Source organism: Salegentibacter salinarum, assembly GCF_900168115.1.
Lineage (GTDB): Bacteria > Bacteroidota > Bacteroidia > Flavobacteriales > Flavobacteriaceae > Salegentibacter > Salegentibacter salinarum.
The window spans coordinates 62,559-78,470 of the sequence record NZ_FUZC01000007.1; the positions used below are offsets into that span (position 1 = coordinate 62,559).

The 15,912-nt window shown below is 35.2% G+C and carries 13 protein-coding genes; 4 read left to right on the forward strand and 9 right to left on the reverse strand.

Going from position 1 to position 15,912, the window contains the following annotated elements; genetic code table 11:
• Positions 1 to 14 precede the first annotated feature (14 nt).
• Together B5X53_RS09960 and B5X53_RS09965 are read left to right on the forward strand one after the other, a co-directional pair.
• Entirely contained in the window at positions 15 to 854 is an 840-nt protein-coding gene (locus B5X53_RS09960) for a hypothetical protein (protein ID WP_079713082.1), read from the forward strand.
• A gap of 153 nt (positions 855 to 1,007) precedes the next feature.
• On the forward strand, positions 1,008 to 1,724 hold the full coding sequence (locus B5X53_RS09965; protein WP_079713083.1) for a hypothetical protein: 717 nt from the start codon (positions 1,008 to 1,010) through the stop codon (positions 1,722 to 1,724).
• Positions 1,725 to 1,830: 106 nt separating this feature from the next.
• Here B5X53_RS09965 and B5X53_RS09970 read toward each other — a convergent pair whose 3' ends face one another.
• Positions 1,831 to 3,093, reverse strand: coding sequence for a DUF389 domain-containing protein (locus B5X53_RS09970; protein WP_079713084.1), 1,263 nt, complete (start codon positions 3,091 to 3,093; stop codon positions 1,831 to 1,833).
• A 441-nt stretch (positions 3,094 to 3,534) separates the two neighbouring features.
• On the opposite strand from B5X53_RS09970, the gene B5X53_RS09975 reads away from it, so the two are divergent.
• The gene (locus B5X53_RS09975) at positions 3,535 to 4,263 is read left to right on the forward strand and encodes a YqjF family protein (protein ID WP_079713085.1); all 729 of its coding nucleotides are present in this window, start codon (positions 3,535 to 3,537) and stop codon (positions 4,261 to 4,263) included.
• A 57-nt stretch (positions 4,264 to 4,320) separates the two neighbouring features.
• Here the strand turns inward: B5X53_RS09975 and B5X53_RS09980 are convergent, their stop codons facing one another.
• From B5X53_RS09980 to B5X53_RS19630, 8 genes are all read right to left on the reverse strand, one after another.
• A complete protein-coding gene (locus B5X53_RS09980; RefSeq protein WP_079713086.1) occupies positions 4,321 to 5,004 on the reverse strand; it encodes a site-2 protease family protein in 684 nt (227 codons plus the stop codon).
• Positions 5,005 to 5,292: 288 nt separating this feature from the next.
• Complete coding sequence (locus B5X53_RS09985; protein WP_079713087.1) at positions 5,293 to 6,240, reverse strand: cation diffusion facilitator family transporter; 948 nt, start codon at positions 6,238 to 6,240, stop codon at positions 5,293 to 5,295.
• Entirely contained in the window at positions 6,237 to 6,671 is a 435-nt protein-coding gene (locus tag B5X53_RS09990; protein WP_079713088.1) for a transporter substrate-binding domain-containing protein, read from the reverse strand. The genes B5X53_RS09985 and B5X53_RS09990 overlap by 4 nt, the downstream gene beginning before the upstream one ends.
• Before the next feature lie 257 nt (positions 6,672 to 6,928).
• Entirely contained in the window at positions 6,929 to 7,393 is a 465-nt protein-coding gene (locus tag B5X53_RS09995) for a DUF2243 domain-containing protein (RefSeq protein WP_198550784.1), read from the reverse strand.
• Positions 7,394 to 7,751: 358 nt separating this feature from the next.
• A complete protein-coding gene (locus B5X53_RS10000; RefSeq protein ID WP_232764174.1) occupies positions 7,752 to 8,558 on the reverse strand; it encodes an SDR family oxidoreductase in 807 nt (268 codons plus the stop codon).
• A 518-nt stretch (positions 8,559 to 9,076) separates the two neighbouring features.
• Complete coding sequence (locus B5X53_RS10005; protein WP_079713090.1) at positions 9,077 to 11,950, reverse strand: TonB-dependent receptor; 2,874 nt, start codon at positions 11,948 to 11,950, stop codon at positions 9,077 to 9,079.
• Positions 11,951 to 12,043: 93 nt separating this feature from the next.
• Positions 12,044 to 13,747, reverse strand: a complete 1,704-nt coding sequence (gene ggt, locus B5X53_RS10010) for a gamma-glutamyltransferase (protein WP_079713247.1) — start codon at positions 13,745 to 13,747, stop codon at positions 12,044 to 12,046.
• A 1,032-nt stretch (positions 13,748 to 14,779) separates the two neighbouring features.
• The gene (locus B5X53_RS19630) at positions 14,780 to 15,010 is read right to left on the reverse strand and encodes an IS110 family transposase (protein WP_232764173.1); all 231 of its coding nucleotides are present in this window, start codon (positions 15,008 to 15,010) and stop codon (positions 14,780 to 14,782) included.
• A gap of 452 nt (positions 15,011 to 15,462) precedes the next feature.
• Between B5X53_RS19630 and B5X53_RS10020 the strand changes: the two genes are divergently transcribed.
• On the forward strand, positions 15,463 to 15,885 hold the full coding sequence (locus tag B5X53_RS10020) for a Fur family transcriptional regulator (protein ID WP_079713092.1): 423 nt from the start codon (positions 15,463 to 15,465) through the stop codon (positions 15,883 to 15,885).
• Positions 15,886 to 15,912 lie beyond the last annotated feature (27 nt).

Genomic DNA, 15,912 nt, shown 5'->3' on the forward strand with positions numbered 1-15,912 from the left:
AAATTTTCTGAAGTATGGAGCAGAAAGAAGGCGACGTTCAGAAGTATGTTTTCAGAATTGTGGGATTGTCTAGAAGTGGAAATCACGCAATAATAAATTGGATTATAAATCAACTTCAGGGAGATTACCTTTTTTTAAATTGTACAGAGCCTAAATATAATCCTTATGATACCGCAAGACCCTTAGATAAGGAGGGTTACACTTATAGAACAAATCTGTATAATTTTGAACTTAACAGAGAAAAAAAAGGTAATTTTTCTAAAAAAAAATACCTGTTATTTAGTCATGAAGATTGTTTTTTGGGTTCGTTAAATAAAAAAGAAGAAAGAAAAAAAATAGCCGGTTGGGTTGGTTCTTCAGAAGTACAAAAGGATATTTTAATCATAAGGGATCCTTTTAATCTATTCGCTAGTAGAGCAAAGGCTGGTCTTCTACTAGGAAATATCGCAGACCATACAACAAGGCCTATTTCAGAAAAAGTTCTATGCCGTATTTATAAACAGCATGCACGGGAATTTTTAGGAGAAAATAATAATCTAAGAAATAAAGTTATTATAAATTTTAATACCTGGTCTTCTAATGAAAATTATAGGTTAAAAGTAGCCAAAGCTCTTAATATTCCTTTTTCTGACGCCGGTTATAGAGAAGTCACAACAGTGGCAGGAGGTAGTTCATTTGATGGGACAAATTTATCCGGTATGGCCCATAAAATGAAAGTTAATGAAAGGTGGAAAAATTATGCAAAAGATGATAATTATTGGTCCCTTTTTGACCAGGAACTTCTCGAATTTTCCAGGAAAATATTTGGAAATACCCCTCCAGCGCAATTTTTTGAAGAACGAAATAGAAAATAAATCAAATCTTTTTGCATATGACTCCAAAACCTAAATATGTATTAATTTATATAATATCATAGTTAAATAATTGATAATCTGAGGTTAAACTTTCTTAGTAGTTTGCTCTTAGATCAACGAATTAGTAATTTAAAGTAAATAAAAACTATAGTTATGTTACAATATAATTCATCAGCAATTACACCCACTGCTAATTTTATTGATAATTTACATACCGGAATATTTCAGGAAATCCTCCCCGGAATTTTTATTATTAAAGGGGCTAAAAATGACAGAGGTTTTGACCAGGCCTACATGATCCTCAACCAAAAGAAAGAACTAATTTTAATTGATGCAGTAGAAGAAGCTTATCAGAAAGCTATTGCAAATCTTTTAAGTAATGGTTTTATAATTCGCGCAATTTTAATTACTGGTAAAGATGTTCTAAATGACTGTTATATTGATCCGGATAGTTTATCAAAAAGCTTAGGAAATGCTGAGGTTTATATTTCAACTGACATTTCACCTCAGGGCGTAGAAACTAAAGATCTTACCGATGAGGATTCCTTACTTAAAAAGTTTGAGTTAGAAGGGTATAAAGTACCGAAGAAGGAAGGACAAATAATCCTTTATTGTGATCGCCATAACGGAATAATTTTTACCGGTAATAGTGCAATGGGATCAGACTATGGTGGTGATGAGTTTATTTTTACTCGTGGAAGAGAAGAAGATAAGGAAATAGCTTTAGCCGTCGAAGAATTCTGGAAAGGCTTCATAAAGGAATTTGAATTTCTATTTCCTAGACAGGGGAAACTAGGTATACAAATAGATGATCGAACACGAGTTACCCTGCTTAAACGTCTTTCATCTGGTGAATCAGGATTAAAATAGTTATTAATCAAATTTCTGAATTAATGAATAGGTGTAATAAGAATTATGTAAATAGGGGCGTTATTTTTTGAGTTTAAATAGTAAAGGATTATAATCAAATAAAATTCTACTCCCTAACCACATCTATTTGATAAACTTCATATAAGTTATCTATTTCATATTCCATATTTTCTTTAAGGTGATTTATTATTTCCGTTTTGAGTTGACTATCTGAAATATTAGGATCTTTCTTCATCACGGTTGATTTAAAGATTGCCACCGGCGTATTTTTATATTTAGTGTTAGTGAATGAGACACTTTTATTGAGAATCGCAATAGAAGTGTCTAATTTTTTGAGTTGAGAATTAAGTTCATCTGTGAGTTCAGTATTTAGACTTGCTTTTAGATAAAAGGGAGGTTGTTTGAATTGCCAGAACATCATACTTCCTATAGCCAACACAACAATAGCGGTAGTAATTATTCCTGCTCGTTTTTTTCCGTTTATAAATCTAATTCCGTTAGGTGTTACTTTGCCGTAGAAATAAAATACTAATGTAGCAGCTAAATGAATTCCTAATAATTGAAGAACGATTCTATAAAAACTACTAAATACAACTTGCCAATCGCCCATATAGATTCCTATTCCTATAAGTCCCACAGGAGGAGCTAAAGAAGCAGCTACTAAAATACCCACAGCCGCACCAGAAACCAAACTATCTCTTTCACTCTGGCATATATTTATTGCTCCTGCAAGTCCGGAAACCAGAGGCAGGAAAATGGCAAATTTTGAAACCTGGCTAACTTCTTCCATTAAAGGTGTAAGTGTATTTAGAGGAAAAAAAAGACTCATTAGAATACTGGCTATAATTCCTGTACCTATGGCAACACCGTATCTGCCCAAACTACTTTTCAAGAGGCCCATTTTACCAGCTGCAGTTCCCAGTGCAGCATTCATAGCCGGCCCAGCAAAAGGCGCTACGAGCATAGCCGCAACTAAAAGGTAAGTGGTTGTAGTAAAGAGACCAATCCATACAATTATTCCTGCAACAAATGAATAGGCTACTAAACCAAAAAGTGAACCTACACTCTGAATACCACCAAGGTAAATTTCCAAGGAGCTTTTGATTTGTACATCTGTCGCCTGGTGAGGTGCCTCAGAAGCCGGAGGATATAAAGTAACAACTCCTCTTGGGATCAGAACTATTTCTGGCTCTTCCAGCTCATCTATTTTTTTTAAAAAATTATTTACTTTCTCGTTAGGTAAATATGTAAAATAAACCTCCTTTTCATCAGAAGAAAAATGAAAAGTGTTTTTTCCTTCATATTTTGATATGGCTTGGAAAATTTTATCCTGATTTCCTTTTGGGATTTTAATGATTACCTGCCTCATAAATTATGATTTTTAATCATTTTGATTAACCTACGTAAACACTTTTTATCAGATTTAAAAACCATAAAAATATACCGTATGTTGTTTTAAATCCGTTCTCCAAGTTTATGTATATATGCCTGAATCAAATATCAAGATACAAATCCCTGGATTATTTTAGAAGTTGATTTATAATAAATTAGGTGTTCTTTAAGTTCAAAAAAAAATTGTAATTTTTAGTTTTTTCTTAAGATAAAAAATAAAACTCTGTGTTATAACCTGTTAAACATTTAAAATCAAAACCAATCATTCTGTATTTTTAAATCTATTATTTAAAGAAGGAGAGGGTTAAATAGAAAAAGCCGGACATCATTCATCGGTACTGTCTTCTAATTTCTTTAAAATTAGAAATTGGGATGTCCCGTTTTTAATTGTTTCAATTGCAACTAATCATAAAGAAGAATGAGACCTGAAGAGATTTTAAAACATACTGAGCATAGGCCTTGGCCAATACCGGACAGTTCGTGGAAAATTTACCAGGAGTGGCAAGATGTAATATTTTTACATTATAAGGTGGATATAGACGCGCTTAAAAATTATGTACCTGCCGAATTATCTATTGATACTTTTGATGGTGATGCCTGGATATCTGTAGTGGCTTTTACCACACGAAATGTCAAACCTCGAGGCCTTCCCTCATTTTCTCCTCTTTCTGATTTTCATGAAATTAATATAAGAACCTATATAAAAGACGGTAAAAGAAGCGGAATATATTTTTTAAGTCTGGAAGCTGCAAAAATTATCTCAGCTGAATTAACGAAACTAATTACCGAACTACCTTATATATTTACGGAAATTAATAGAGAAAAAGGCTTATTTAGTGGAAAAAACAAGGATTATAATAGTTTTTTTGATGTTAAATACGAAGTTAAAGAAATTAAAGAAAAAGATAAGTTAGATTCCTGGTTGATGGAGCGATATGCCCTTTTTCAAGATGGAAGGGAACATATCATAGTATTTGAGGTTCTTCATCAACCCTGGGAGCTGCGTAATTTAAATCTAACTTCAAAAATGATCAAATATCCCCCTTTCGCTGGATTTTTTATTAATGAGCCAGACAGGCTTGGTTATTCCCCTGGTGTTGAAGTATTGGTCTGGGGAAAAGAGAAGTGGAAAAGTTCTATTGTATAAATCTAAAGTACATAAAGAACCCTTTTAACGTAAGCTTCCGACTATCTAAAATTTAAGCTATAAAGGATTACGAGGGAAACTTTTTACTTCATCTAAGCCCTTCTCTTTGATTATTTCTAAACGGCTGGGTCGGTTTCTTTTCGCGGTTTCAACTGATTTTTTTAGCCCTTCCTCCAAAGTTTCAAAATTCTTAATCTCCTGTTTCTGGTTATCGTATAACTTCCAAAGATGTTGTTCTTTTTCCCATGCTAACCTATATTTTTTTTGATTAATTAAACTATAATTATTTTTTAGCAGGTCTAGAAGAATTTTACCATCGCTGAAATTTCCATCTGGATATTTCATAGGAAAAAAAGCGAAAAAAACATAATAAAGAGAAAAATACACAAATTGATAAGAAAATATTCCTTGTTCCAGCCATTCTGTATTGACTAAGTAAACCATCAAAAATGCAGCAATAATATTAAATATGGATCCACCAAGATAGATCAAGATATTTCTCCACCTCTGACTCTCATCAATATTATCAAAATAACAGAACCCATACCAAAAGTAATATTTTCTGATTTCAAAAAACCATTTACGTGTAATTGTCTTGCCGGTACCTACAACGATTTGAATATTCTTGGCTCCAAGAATCCGGGCAAAAAACACATGGCCCGATTCATGAATTAGGGAAATAATAGGCAGAATAATAAAAAATGCCAGGAATAATTTTGGAATATCTTTTATTTCGAACATTATCCTAAGTTAATTTTATATTTTCCGTTTTAATTCTAGCAGTATTTCCCTATTACTTGCCAAGACTATTTGAAAACAGAGTTATTTTCTATTCTCTTTGGGATCTGAAAATACTACTAATTAGTAATTGTGGAAAAAACGCTGATATCGTTTTCTGTTCCAAATCGCGAACTAATCTTGAAAAAGATACACGGTTTTCTGATAATATAATTTTCTGATCGACAAAAATATTTTTCAAATTAAAAATATATCATTTGCATTTTGTACAGAAAGAATAAGCCTAGGAGGTTACCATTTTGGAAGTTCTTTAACGGGACCAATAGTAAAATCATGGATTTTCCAGTGGTGATTCCTCAAGATTTCATATCCCTGGTGTAACTGATCGAGATCAATATCTCCATTTGGGATATAAGCAATTTCTCCAAAATATACCTGGCCATTTTCTCTAAATCTAACATTGGCGTCCTTCACCCATTCCCATGACGTGACAAGTTGTTTTATCTCTTCTATCTTTTCATCATCCTTCTGTTCTTTGATAGTTTTAGGATGTCTATCCATTAAATCCAATATACTGGTTTTAACATGGTTCACTCCATCCTTTAATACTGAGAAGGAAATAAAAAGGGCGCCTACGGCATCGGCCCACCAGTATCCTATTCCTACTCCAATGATACCAAGAATGGCTGCAAAGGCAGTCATGTAATCAGCCTTTTGGGCACTTGCATCGGTAAACAAAATTTTATTATGGAGTTCTTTAGCTAGTGGTAATTTTTTAAAACCCAATACCATAGCAGGGAGGGCACTATATAGTAGGACAGCAATCATTATCCATCCCATCCATATTTGTTGACCAAAAAACATTTTGTTTCCGATTGTAGGATGTTCAGCTTTTATAAGCGACATGGAAGAATCAAAGACTAAAAATATACCCATTCCCAAAAGTGCAACGGCCCCCGTTAAAAAGGAGATAGAAAAAACCCGGTGGTATCCATAAGGAAATTCCTTGTTCGGTTTTTTTCTGAATATTTTCGTAGAGATTAAAAAAGCGATGGAAGGAATTAAACTAAGCACATCTTCCAGCCAGGCAGATTTCATAGCCTGAGAGGATCCCATTACTAAATACATTAGTATAACAACCGAGAGTAGATAGAATAAGGTAATCCATTCTAATTTAATTGCTTTGCTTAGAGTTTTTTTTAAATTTTCTGGCAATTCAAAATCATGAATACTTTTCATCTTTTAGGTTTTTGATTGAAGATAAAAGTTTCTAATTTTTGTAGGAGTTTATTTTCCCCTTTAGGGACTATAATTACATGTTTCTGATCATAAGGAGCAGATAATCCCACCTTCTTTTTCCAATGTGTTTTCTTATCAAATCCTCCTATTATCAGGTGGAGTTTAAATTTTTCTATTTTTTTAATAAGTTCACTTTCTGAGCCCTCCATAAACTCAACCTTTAATTTATTTTCTTCTGCAAATTCCTTAATAAAACTTACTTCTTTTCCAAATAAGGAATCTTCTGTTTTTTGAGTAAATGGAGGGTTTATTGTAATTCCAACTAGTAAATGACCACTCTCTGCCTGCTGGTATGAGTTTTCCGGATCCTTAGGAAAATCACACGCCATAAAAAGTATTAGGAATACAACAAGTATGGGAATTTTCATCATTTAAATATTTAATTTCTTTAATTGTAAGACATTTTTCTCTTTATTACTTTTTAACCAATACTGCTAAGTCTATTTATGAAGTTAGTTTTTCCTCACTCAACAGCTGTTAAAAAATACATAAATAGTTGAAATTTGGTATAGTATTATTTATGCTCGAGAAGAAAAATTACTTTATAAATACAGGGAGGATAGGAGGGCTTAAGTTTTAAAAACTCTCTCACAAAATTCAAAGATTATATAAAATTAAATATTTAAGGTCATTCCAATCGGGAAGGATAATGGTCTCTATTATAAACAACTCTATATCCAATAACCAAGAGTAAAACACCGCTTAGAAGAAAACCATAATTCCATAGATCGGTATTCATAGCAAATTCATTTACATTATGAAATTTTAGAATATGATGATGAATAATGCCTTCTACGGTATTAAAAATGCCCCAACCGATAAGAGCTCCACCGGTAGCTAATTTTGGGGAAGGATTAATATTCTTTCGTTTTAATAGCCTTACCAATAAAACAAAGCCAATGAGGACTGCCATAAAAGTGGTGGCGTGAAAAATTCCGTCCCAAAACATATTCACGGCTTTTCCAACCAGATCTGTAATAGGTAATTTGTTTGAAACCATTCCATGGAGTTGAAGTATTTGATGAAAGAGAATTCCATCAATAAAGCCACCCAGACCTAACCCAATAACCACAGAAGCCGTTGATAGAGGCACTGGATTTAAAATTTTTTTGTCTCGAATTAAGCTCCTATTTTTTTGGAATCTCCTGGTAGAAAAATAGGTAAATAATACAACTATTATAAATAATAAAAGAAAACCGCTAATAATAGTGAGTAAGTTAGGAAGGAAGTTACTGTTGTACAGCGCATTCTGAACTTCTTTATTACAACTTATACAGTTAGCTATTCCTTTTACAAAGTGGTACATAAAATGTATTTTAACTGGAGCACCTAATTAGGGTAATCAATTCATTTTAATATATTTCTGGTTTTCTTAAATAGTTGGAGCCCCACCAGTAGCCTGTACTGTAGAACCAACCATATAACTGGATTCATCCGAAGCCAGCATTACATTAAATAGGAGCCATCTCTGCCTGTTGACCGGCTCTACCTAAAGGTTTATCCTGCCCGAACTTACTTACTTCATCAGCAGGAAAAGTTGCGGGGATTAAAGGAGTCCAAATTGGTCTGGATGCAACGCAATTTACCCTAATCCCTTTCTCAGCCCATAATTGACCTAAACTAGCAGTAAAATTTTGAATAGCCCCTTTGGTAGCTGTATAAGGTGCCAGCGTTGGTTTAGGATTAGAGGCATTCACTGAAGTTGTATTTATAACCGTGCTGCCGGGTTTTAAGTGTGGTTCTGCTGCTTTAAAAATATGAAATAAGGGATAAAGATTCGTTTTAAAAGTACGATCCCACTCTTCGGTAGAAATATCCTGGAGAGATTCCCGAAACCTCTGAAAAGCGGAATTGTTTACAACAATATCTAAACCTCCTAACTCTTTTACCGCTTTCTCTACTAACTCTTTGCAATAAGACTCCTCTTGTATGTCTCCTGGTGCCAGGATGGCTTTTTTCCCTGTTTCTTCAACATATTTGGCTGTTTCTTTAGCATCTTCGTGTTCATTTAGATATGATATAAGAACATCAACTCCTTCATAAGCGAATGCAATGGCTACGGCTTTTCCAATCCCTGAGTCGCCCCCGGTTATTAGCGCCTTTCTTCCTAATAGTTTATTACAACCTAGATAGGATTCTTCTTTATGATCCGGTTTCGGATCCATTTCTTTTTCAACTACGGGCACCTCTTGTTCCTTAAAAGGCTCAGATTTATATTTTTCTACAGGGTTTTTCAGCCGTTTATTATCTTTTTCCATATTCATATTTAAAATTCAACATTAAATTTTAATCCTTATAAAATTTTTCAAAACGAGAATGAATATTGTTTACTGTGAAATTAATTGAAAATCCGATTAAAATGAACTTTAAATAGCAGATTATGAATATTTTAAGATGCCTCCACAAATATATAAAAGTTTGATATGAGAACTTTTAGTATGGCAGAGGCCATAATATTCAAAGGATAACAAATAATTAAAAGAATATCTCCATTTTAGAATCTAATGAATACCTACAAGATTTTACGTCCTACCCGCATAATTATGTGGGGAAATCCCAATCTTGCTACTCCTTTAATGCTATCAAAGAAGCATGGACTTGGATTTAACGCGGAAAATATTGGTATGGGAAGCCAAAGATGGAACGGTGGATATTTTCTTATAATGATCATGTACTTTTAAATGACAAACACCAATTATAGAAATAAAAGTTTAAAGGCCGCATAAAAATAATCCCCGGAAATTTTTCCAGGGATTATCTTATTAAGCCATTAATGCTACTTTAGATTAATACTGAGTCTGGCAAATAAAAATCTACCTGCAAATCCAAATTGCTGGGCCGATCTTGACCAATCGAATCTACCATCACTACGATTCCCAAATCCTGGATCAGCTGCTTCAGGATAAATATCAAAAATGTTATTTGATCCTAGTGTTAGTGTTAAAACATCAGTAGCTTTAAAACCTACAGAAAGATCAGTAATTACTTTTCCGTCAAATTCCTGTTGCCTTAGCGGATCTGAAATTGCTTCGGTTACTTTACCGAAGTAAACGTTTCTAAGGAAAAAATTAAATTTTCCGGCTACAAGGCTATTACTTAAATTAACCTTTGTTCTTGGTACAGCCTCTTCTAAATAAATACGGCTATCTTCCGGAAAATAAGTATCTACCAAACCGGCTCTTTCCAATTCAGGAGAAGCCTGAATATTTCCAACTTGCTTTGTCTTGGAGAATGTAGCCGCAAGATCTGATTTTAACTGAAGATTTTCACCAAAAACAGCATTATGGGTAATTACTGCATCGATACCTTTTGATTCAGTATCTATGGCATTTGCAAAAAATGCAGCGGCTGTTGCATTCGCTTGAGAGAGTAACTGATCCAATTCCGTACCTGTTCCCGGACCTCTAAACTGTCTGGTATACACAACTCTATCATCTATAGCAACAAAATATCCATCCACCGTGAAAGTAAGATTTGCATCAGGAATTTTTGCAGTAAGGCCAACACTCACACTTTGTGAAGTTTCTTCCTTTAACTCTGGAATACCCAGCAACTGTGCTGCTCGGCTATCGTTAGAAAATGTTCCAACCTCTACTGGAACTCCTTCATCATTAAATACGGTAGATGTTGAATTGAAATTTAACTGGTGTAACGATGGCGCTCTAAAACCTGTATTTGCTGCACCTCTAATATTTACATTTTCACTAAGCTTATAACGAGATGCCAGTTTGAAGTTAATAGTAGATCCAAAATCAGAATAATTTTCAAATCTAGTAGCGAAGGTTAGCAGGAATTTATCGGTAAAGTCTGCTTCAACATCAAAATATCCAGCTACACTGCTTCGTTCGCGAGAAATTTCATTTTGCGGACTAAAACCTGGGAATACCTGAGATCCTCCTGCCCGAGCATTTCCGAAGAAATCCTGTGCGGGAACTTGAGAAGCATTGGTAATTACATCACCCTCTTCAGTATATTGTTCGTAAGATGCTCTTTCACCGGCATTAATTTCGTAATTCTCCCAACGATGTTCTGCTCCGAAAGCCACGTTTAGGCCATCAAAAACATCTTCAAAATATTTGGAAATATCAAGGTTGGTGGTGTTTTGTGAAAATGAAAACCCCCCGGCATCAAAACTGGTAGGGGAGGCACCTTCTAAAGACGCATTAGAAGTATTTGAAATTAAATAATCAAACCTGTTTTGCCCGTAGGTATTACTGAAATCCACATTCCATTCGCCGATCATTCCTTTAATACCAGCCGATAAGGATTTATCTTTAATTTTTGAATTAATTCGTGGAAGAAACCCATTAATGTAAATAGGGGTATAGGTTCGGCTTTGATTTGGTAATCGGTAAAAGCCCGCCGACTCTCCTCGTCGAGAGCTAATTCCCGCAAAAGAGTATAATTCAGTCCCATTATCATCCAGGGGGAGTGAAAGATTAGCAAAGAATCGACCACCGCGAAGCGCAGATTGACCTACCCTCATATTGTAATCGCTTCGCTGTTGCCCACGGGCTTCAAGTTCTGCTTCGGTAACATTCATTCCAAGTAGCCCTTGTAAAGCTGATCTGTCTTCAGCGGAAGCAATATCATTTTGAAAATCAGAATCGAAATAGGAAACCTGTTGGGCAAATTGCTTAATTTGATTATCGCTAAGATCTGAAATATCGGCCCCACTATTAGTGGCAACGCGCTCAATGGCATTGTAGGCATTAAAAATAGAACCTTCCCATTCTGCCATTCGGTTATAAGGCTCTCGGTAATCAAAGTCCCCGGCGAAATTTACAAATCCGCCATTCTCGCCGAGACCAATTCCATAGCTTGCCGCAACGTTTACAGTTTCGCCGTCTATTCCTCCGGTTTGTTTGTTAGCATTTTTCGAGAAATTTGCACCAGAAGTTACGTTTAAATTCAACTCCCCAACTTCTTCATTTAGAACAATATTAATTACCCCTGCAATAGCATCAGAACCATATTGTGCGGCAGCACCATCCCTCAATACTTCAATTCTTTGAATAGCCGCTGCCGGAATTGCATTTAAATCGGTTCCAACACTTCCCCGTCCAAAAGAGCCGTTGACATTAATTAAAGAAGAATTATGTCTTCTTTTCCCATTGATGAGTACTAAAACCTGGTCTGGACCAAGTCCTCTTAAGGATGCGGGGTCAATATGGTCTGTACCATCTGCAATTGTTTGCGTATTTGAAGAGAATGAGGGCGCAACATAATTAAGCATCTGGTTAAGGTTTACTTGTGGTACCGCCGTTTGTATTTCCTGCATGTCCAATACATCGACAGGAACGGCAGATTCCGTTACGGTTCGGCTACGACTTCTGGAGCCTACCAACACTACTTCTCCCAGGGCAGTACCCGCAACCATTTTTACATCTATGGTAGTCTGGTCTATTACTATTTCCCTGGCATCAAAGCCCACAAAGGTAAAGACCAACGTTTCTCCCATAGAAGCATTAATAGAATAATTACCATCAAAATCGGTAATGGTTCCCTGATTGGTTCCTTTAATCGCAACCGAAACACCGGGTAGTGGCTGGGATTGATCATCTATTACTGTTCCCGAAATTTCCGTCTCCTGACTAAAGACAAGAGTTCCGAAAAAAAGAAAACAAATCACTAAGTAATTCTTTATCATAATATTATAGTTTTATAATCAAAGATAATAAAACCAAAACCCTAGTAAATCTATATGTTATTAATTTTAAAATTTTAACGTTAAACGTTTTCGTTAATAACCCCTTGCGGATTCATCTCCTCTTCGGTCAGCACCTCCCTCTAACATTCCATTGGAAAGCACCTTAATAGCGTTTACTTTACCAATAATCTGAGAGTCCTGTTGATTTATCTCATAGCCCCGTAGCTCCAGGGAGTCAAGTAATTCTTCTTCAAAGGCTTTGGGTTCGAAGAGTATTTCATCTGGCAGCCATTGATGATGGAATCGGGGTGCATCCACGGCCTCCTGCATCGACATATCAAAGGTCTGAACATTTAAAATTGTTTGTAAAACGGAGGTTATAATGGTTGATCCTCCAGGACTCCCTAAAACCATAAAGAGTTCATTGTCTCTTTCTACAATGGTTGGGGTCATAGAACTTAACATTCTTTTTTCGGGAGCAATAGCATTAGCTTCTGCACCAATTAATCCGAACATGTTCGGTACACCTGGTTTGGAACTAAAATCATTCATTTCATTGTTTAAGAAAAAGCCTAGTTCTTCTATGTACATCTTAGAACCATAGGCTCCATTAAGTGTTGTCGTCACGGAAACTGCGTTGCCAAGAGAATCAACGATAGAATAATGGGTAGTTTCCATGCTCTCAAAACCACTTATTCTTCCATAATCTATTTCATTGGAAGGTGTAGCCTGATTAGGTGTGAAGGATTCCATCCTGTTTTTCAAATAGTAATCTGAAAGTAGGCTATCGGTGGGGATTTCGACAAAATCTGGATCGCCTAAATAGTAACTTCTATCGGCATATGCTCTTCTTTCGGCTTCCGTTAATAATTGGATATAAGGCAAGTTGTTATGTCCGTATTCAGTGAGTGGATAGTGCTCTAACATTTTAAGGATTTGTCCTAATACAATTCCTCCACTTGAAGGGGGAGGCATAGATATTATTTTAAGATCCTTATAATCAACTTCAATTGGATTTCTCCAACGAACTTGATAATCTTTAAAATCCTGCAAGGTGATGATGCCGCCCTTTCGATCTAAAAAAGCGACTATTTTATTCCCGGTAGAGCCACCATAAAACTCATCTCTTCCATTTCTTATAACCCTTTCTAGTGTAGCTGCGAGAGCTTCATTTTTAATGGTATCACCTAATTTATGATCTAAAGCGAACATTATAGTATCTTCATTGTTTTCTAAAAATTCATTTTGATATTTTTTCAGTCTATTTTGTTGATTTTCTGTAACTACAAATCCCTTTTTGGCTAACTCCACTACCGGTTTGAGGATAGTATCGATTGGCAGGGTGCCAAATTTTTCATGGACAGCAAATATACCGGCTACAGTACCGGGCACTCCCACTGCCAGACCACCATAGCGACTAGCCATACTATTTACTTCGCCTTTCTCATTTTGATACATTGTTTTAGTAGCGGCCAGGGGAGCCTTTTCCCGGAAATCAAGTGATCCTTTATTACCATTTGCTTCTCGGTATACCATAAAGCCACCACCTCCCAGGTTGCCGGCAAAAGGATAAGTTACTGCCAGGGCCATCTCGGTTGCTACCATAGCATCAAAAGCATTTCCTCCTTTCTGCATTATTAAAACACCAATATCGGAGGCTTCTGCCCGTGCAGAAACTACCATTGCATTTGGAGTCACCAGAGCTTTGGAAGATTGTGAATTTGATGAGAGTTGCTCAGGGGATTCCTTGCAAGAAAGTGTAAGCAGGGATATTAAAATCAGGATATATAATCTCATAGAATGAATGGTAATAGCAAAATTAAAATTGAATTTATTGAATACATCCAAAAGTATACGACTTTTGGATGTATTCAAATTTATAAATAACTACCAATAGGCACTTATTGTTCGGAAAAGCGATTGAAGTATAAATATATTATTTATAGAAGACAATGAATTCTTATAAAAGCGAAAAATTAATTTTACAAATTTTATTAATACTATTATTTTTATCTCTTAAAGCTTCCATTCCTCTCCAGTTTTTTATAATGTCATTATTCCATATCAAATTGTAAAGGATGTCCCTAAATTTGAACAAAGACCCTTTTCTGAATGAAAAAATTTAATATTATACCGGGCTTAAACGGGTAATAGGTTTAGCATTTTTCAGTGGTACTGCTGATACCAAAGTATACTGTGAATCATTAATTCAAAATGAAAAATCGAATGAATATAGCGGAGTAATAATAGAAAAGTACATTGATCAAGATCAACATATGTCTGAGAAAGTGATTCTTGATAAAAGTTCAGGAACCGAGGTAATTCTTTTAGATTGGTAAACAAGTGGATTTTTTGATTTTTTAAAAATAGGCAATTCAATTTCTAAGAACCCGAACAGTCTACAAGTTAATGCTTTTGGGAACAATCGAGACACCCCTTATAACCTGGAATTCTCTTGTTTAGAGGAAAACAAAAGTTTAAAGAAATAAAATTGTTGCCAACAAAATATCCTCTGAAAAGCAATAAGCCCTTCTCTCAGATTTAATGTTTTATTTTCTATTTTATTTCATCTTGATGATGTTTTTGGAGTGTTGAAATGTTGGCAAGTTTTTCAGCACTTGCTTACTTGTCAATATTTCAATACTTATAACCTACTCCGCATCCTATATGTGGTCCTCACTCTGGCATCATATGATTTTGATTCTAAAAACCTGTCCACTAGCTAAAAAATGTGATCCAGAATTGGCCATGTATACTGTTTTGTGATATATGCTGAAATTGGTTTGAGCTGGTTAGTATTAATTTTTAAAATTTATCCAACGACACCTACTACATAGGGAGTTTCTGTTTTATAACTTCCAGTGTTCTACTGATAAGTTTATGAGCGATTTTGACAATATTTTTTTTATCCTCTTTTTCTAAATGAGTAGGGTAGTAAGCCTTTATTACAGAATCTGTGCGAATGGCCTGCCAGGCAGCTTCCACAAAATAGGATCGGATCAGGCGGTTGGATCTGGGGTTTATTCCCATAGCTTTATTGGAAGCACCACTTTGATGCATTCCCGGGGCAAGACCGACATATCCTGCCAGGTGTTTTAAGGAACCAAACCGTACTGAAACAGTTGTTCAGGAACAGGTCGCATGGAAAAGGATTTACCTGCAAAAAGATCAGTGCTGCAATGTATTTTCCAGCTTCTCTTGTGAATATCAATAGCAACGTATAACTTTGGAATTAAAGTAGTAGATTGAGTGTCCATATCTTATCGTTTTTTTTATTTAAGATACTTGATTTACTGCTTTTTCATCGATGTAAAAAAGATGCTTAAACCAGTCCCAAATCGAAAGTCCGTGCTTGCTTGCAGCGCCTGATTCTCCTGCGGAAAATCAAGCTCGCCTGTTCGCACTGTTTTTATACGGGACCTTAGCAGCAAGCGAAAAAATGACGTAATATAGAAATAGAATAAATAGGTGTTTTGAAGAATTAAGACACTTTTTTTTAATGGAAAAGCAGAATGGACAAGGTTACTGTAAACAAATTATTAAATAGAAGTACGAAACCGACAAGTATGAGAATTTTGGTATACGATTTTCTTGTAACCCAAAATGTGGCATTGTCATTATCGGAAATTGAAGAGCAGCTTTTTACTGCAGATAGAACTACAATATACCGGACCTTAAAAACATTCGAAGAGAAAGGAATTGTACATAGTATTCAGGAAAACACCACCACAAAATACGTTTTGTGTGATGATGAATGTAGTGAAAGTACACATAAAGATTGGCATTTACATTTCTACTGTAAAATATGTAAACAAACCACTTGTAGGGAAAATATTCTTTTGCCCAACCAGATAGAGGGAGATTTCAGGATTGATGAAATCCGCTTCTTCGCCAAAGGGATTTGCGAAAATTGTCTCGATGAAAGTTTGCAATAGTATTGCACAACATAAGCCATTATTTTT

What these genes read in the sequence shown, in the direction of transcription:
- B5X53_RS09960 (WP_079713082.1), top strand. Translation starts at nt 15, where the DNA reads ATGGAGCAGAAAGAAGGCGACGTTCAGAAGTATGTTTTCAGAATTGTG.
- B5X53_RS09965 (WP_079713083.1), top strand. Translation starts at nt 1,008, where the DNA reads ATGTTACAATATAATTCATCAGCAATTACACCCACTGCTAATTTTATT.
- B5X53_RS09970 (WP_079713084.1), bottom strand. Translation starts at nt 3,093, where the DNA reads ATGAGGCAGGTAATCATTAAAATCCCAAAAGGAAATCAGGATAAAATT.
- B5X53_RS09975 (WP_079713085.1), top strand. Translation starts at nt 3,535, where the DNA reads ATGAGACCTGAAGAGATTTTAAAACATACTGAGCATAGGCCTTGGCCA.
- B5X53_RS09980 (WP_079713086.1), bottom strand. Translation starts at nt 5,004, where the DNA reads ATGTTCGAAATAAAAGATATTCCAAAATTATTCCTGGCATTTTTTATT.
- B5X53_RS09985 (WP_079713087.1), bottom strand. Translation starts at nt 6,240, where the DNA reads ATGAAAAGTATTCATGATTTTGAATTGCCAGAAAATTTAAAAAAAACT.
- B5X53_RS09990 (WP_079713088.1), bottom strand. Translation starts at nt 6,671, where the DNA reads ATGATGAAAATTCCCATACTTGTTGTATTCCTAATACTTTTTATGGCG.
- B5X53_RS10000 (WP_232764174.1), bottom strand. Translation starts at nt 8,558, where the DNA reads ATGGAAAAAGATAATAAACGGCTGAAAAACCCTGTAGAAAAATATAAA.
- B5X53_RS10005 (WP_079713090.1), bottom strand. Translation starts at nt 11,950, where the DNA reads ATGATAAAGAATTACTTAGTGATTTGTTTTCTTTTTTTCGGAACTCTT.
- ggt (WP_079713247.1), bottom strand. Translation starts at nt 13,747, where the DNA reads ATGAGATTATATATCCTGATTTTAATATCCCTGCTTACACTTTCTTGC.
- B5X53_RS19630 (WP_232764173.1), bottom strand. Translation starts at nt 15,010, where the DNA reads ATGCATCAAAGTGGTGCTTCCAATAAAGCTATGGGAATAAACCCCAGA.
- B5X53_RS10020 (WP_079713092.1), top strand. Translation starts at nt 15,463, where the DNA reads ATGGACAAGGTTACTGTAAACAAATTATTAAATAGAAGTACGAAACCG.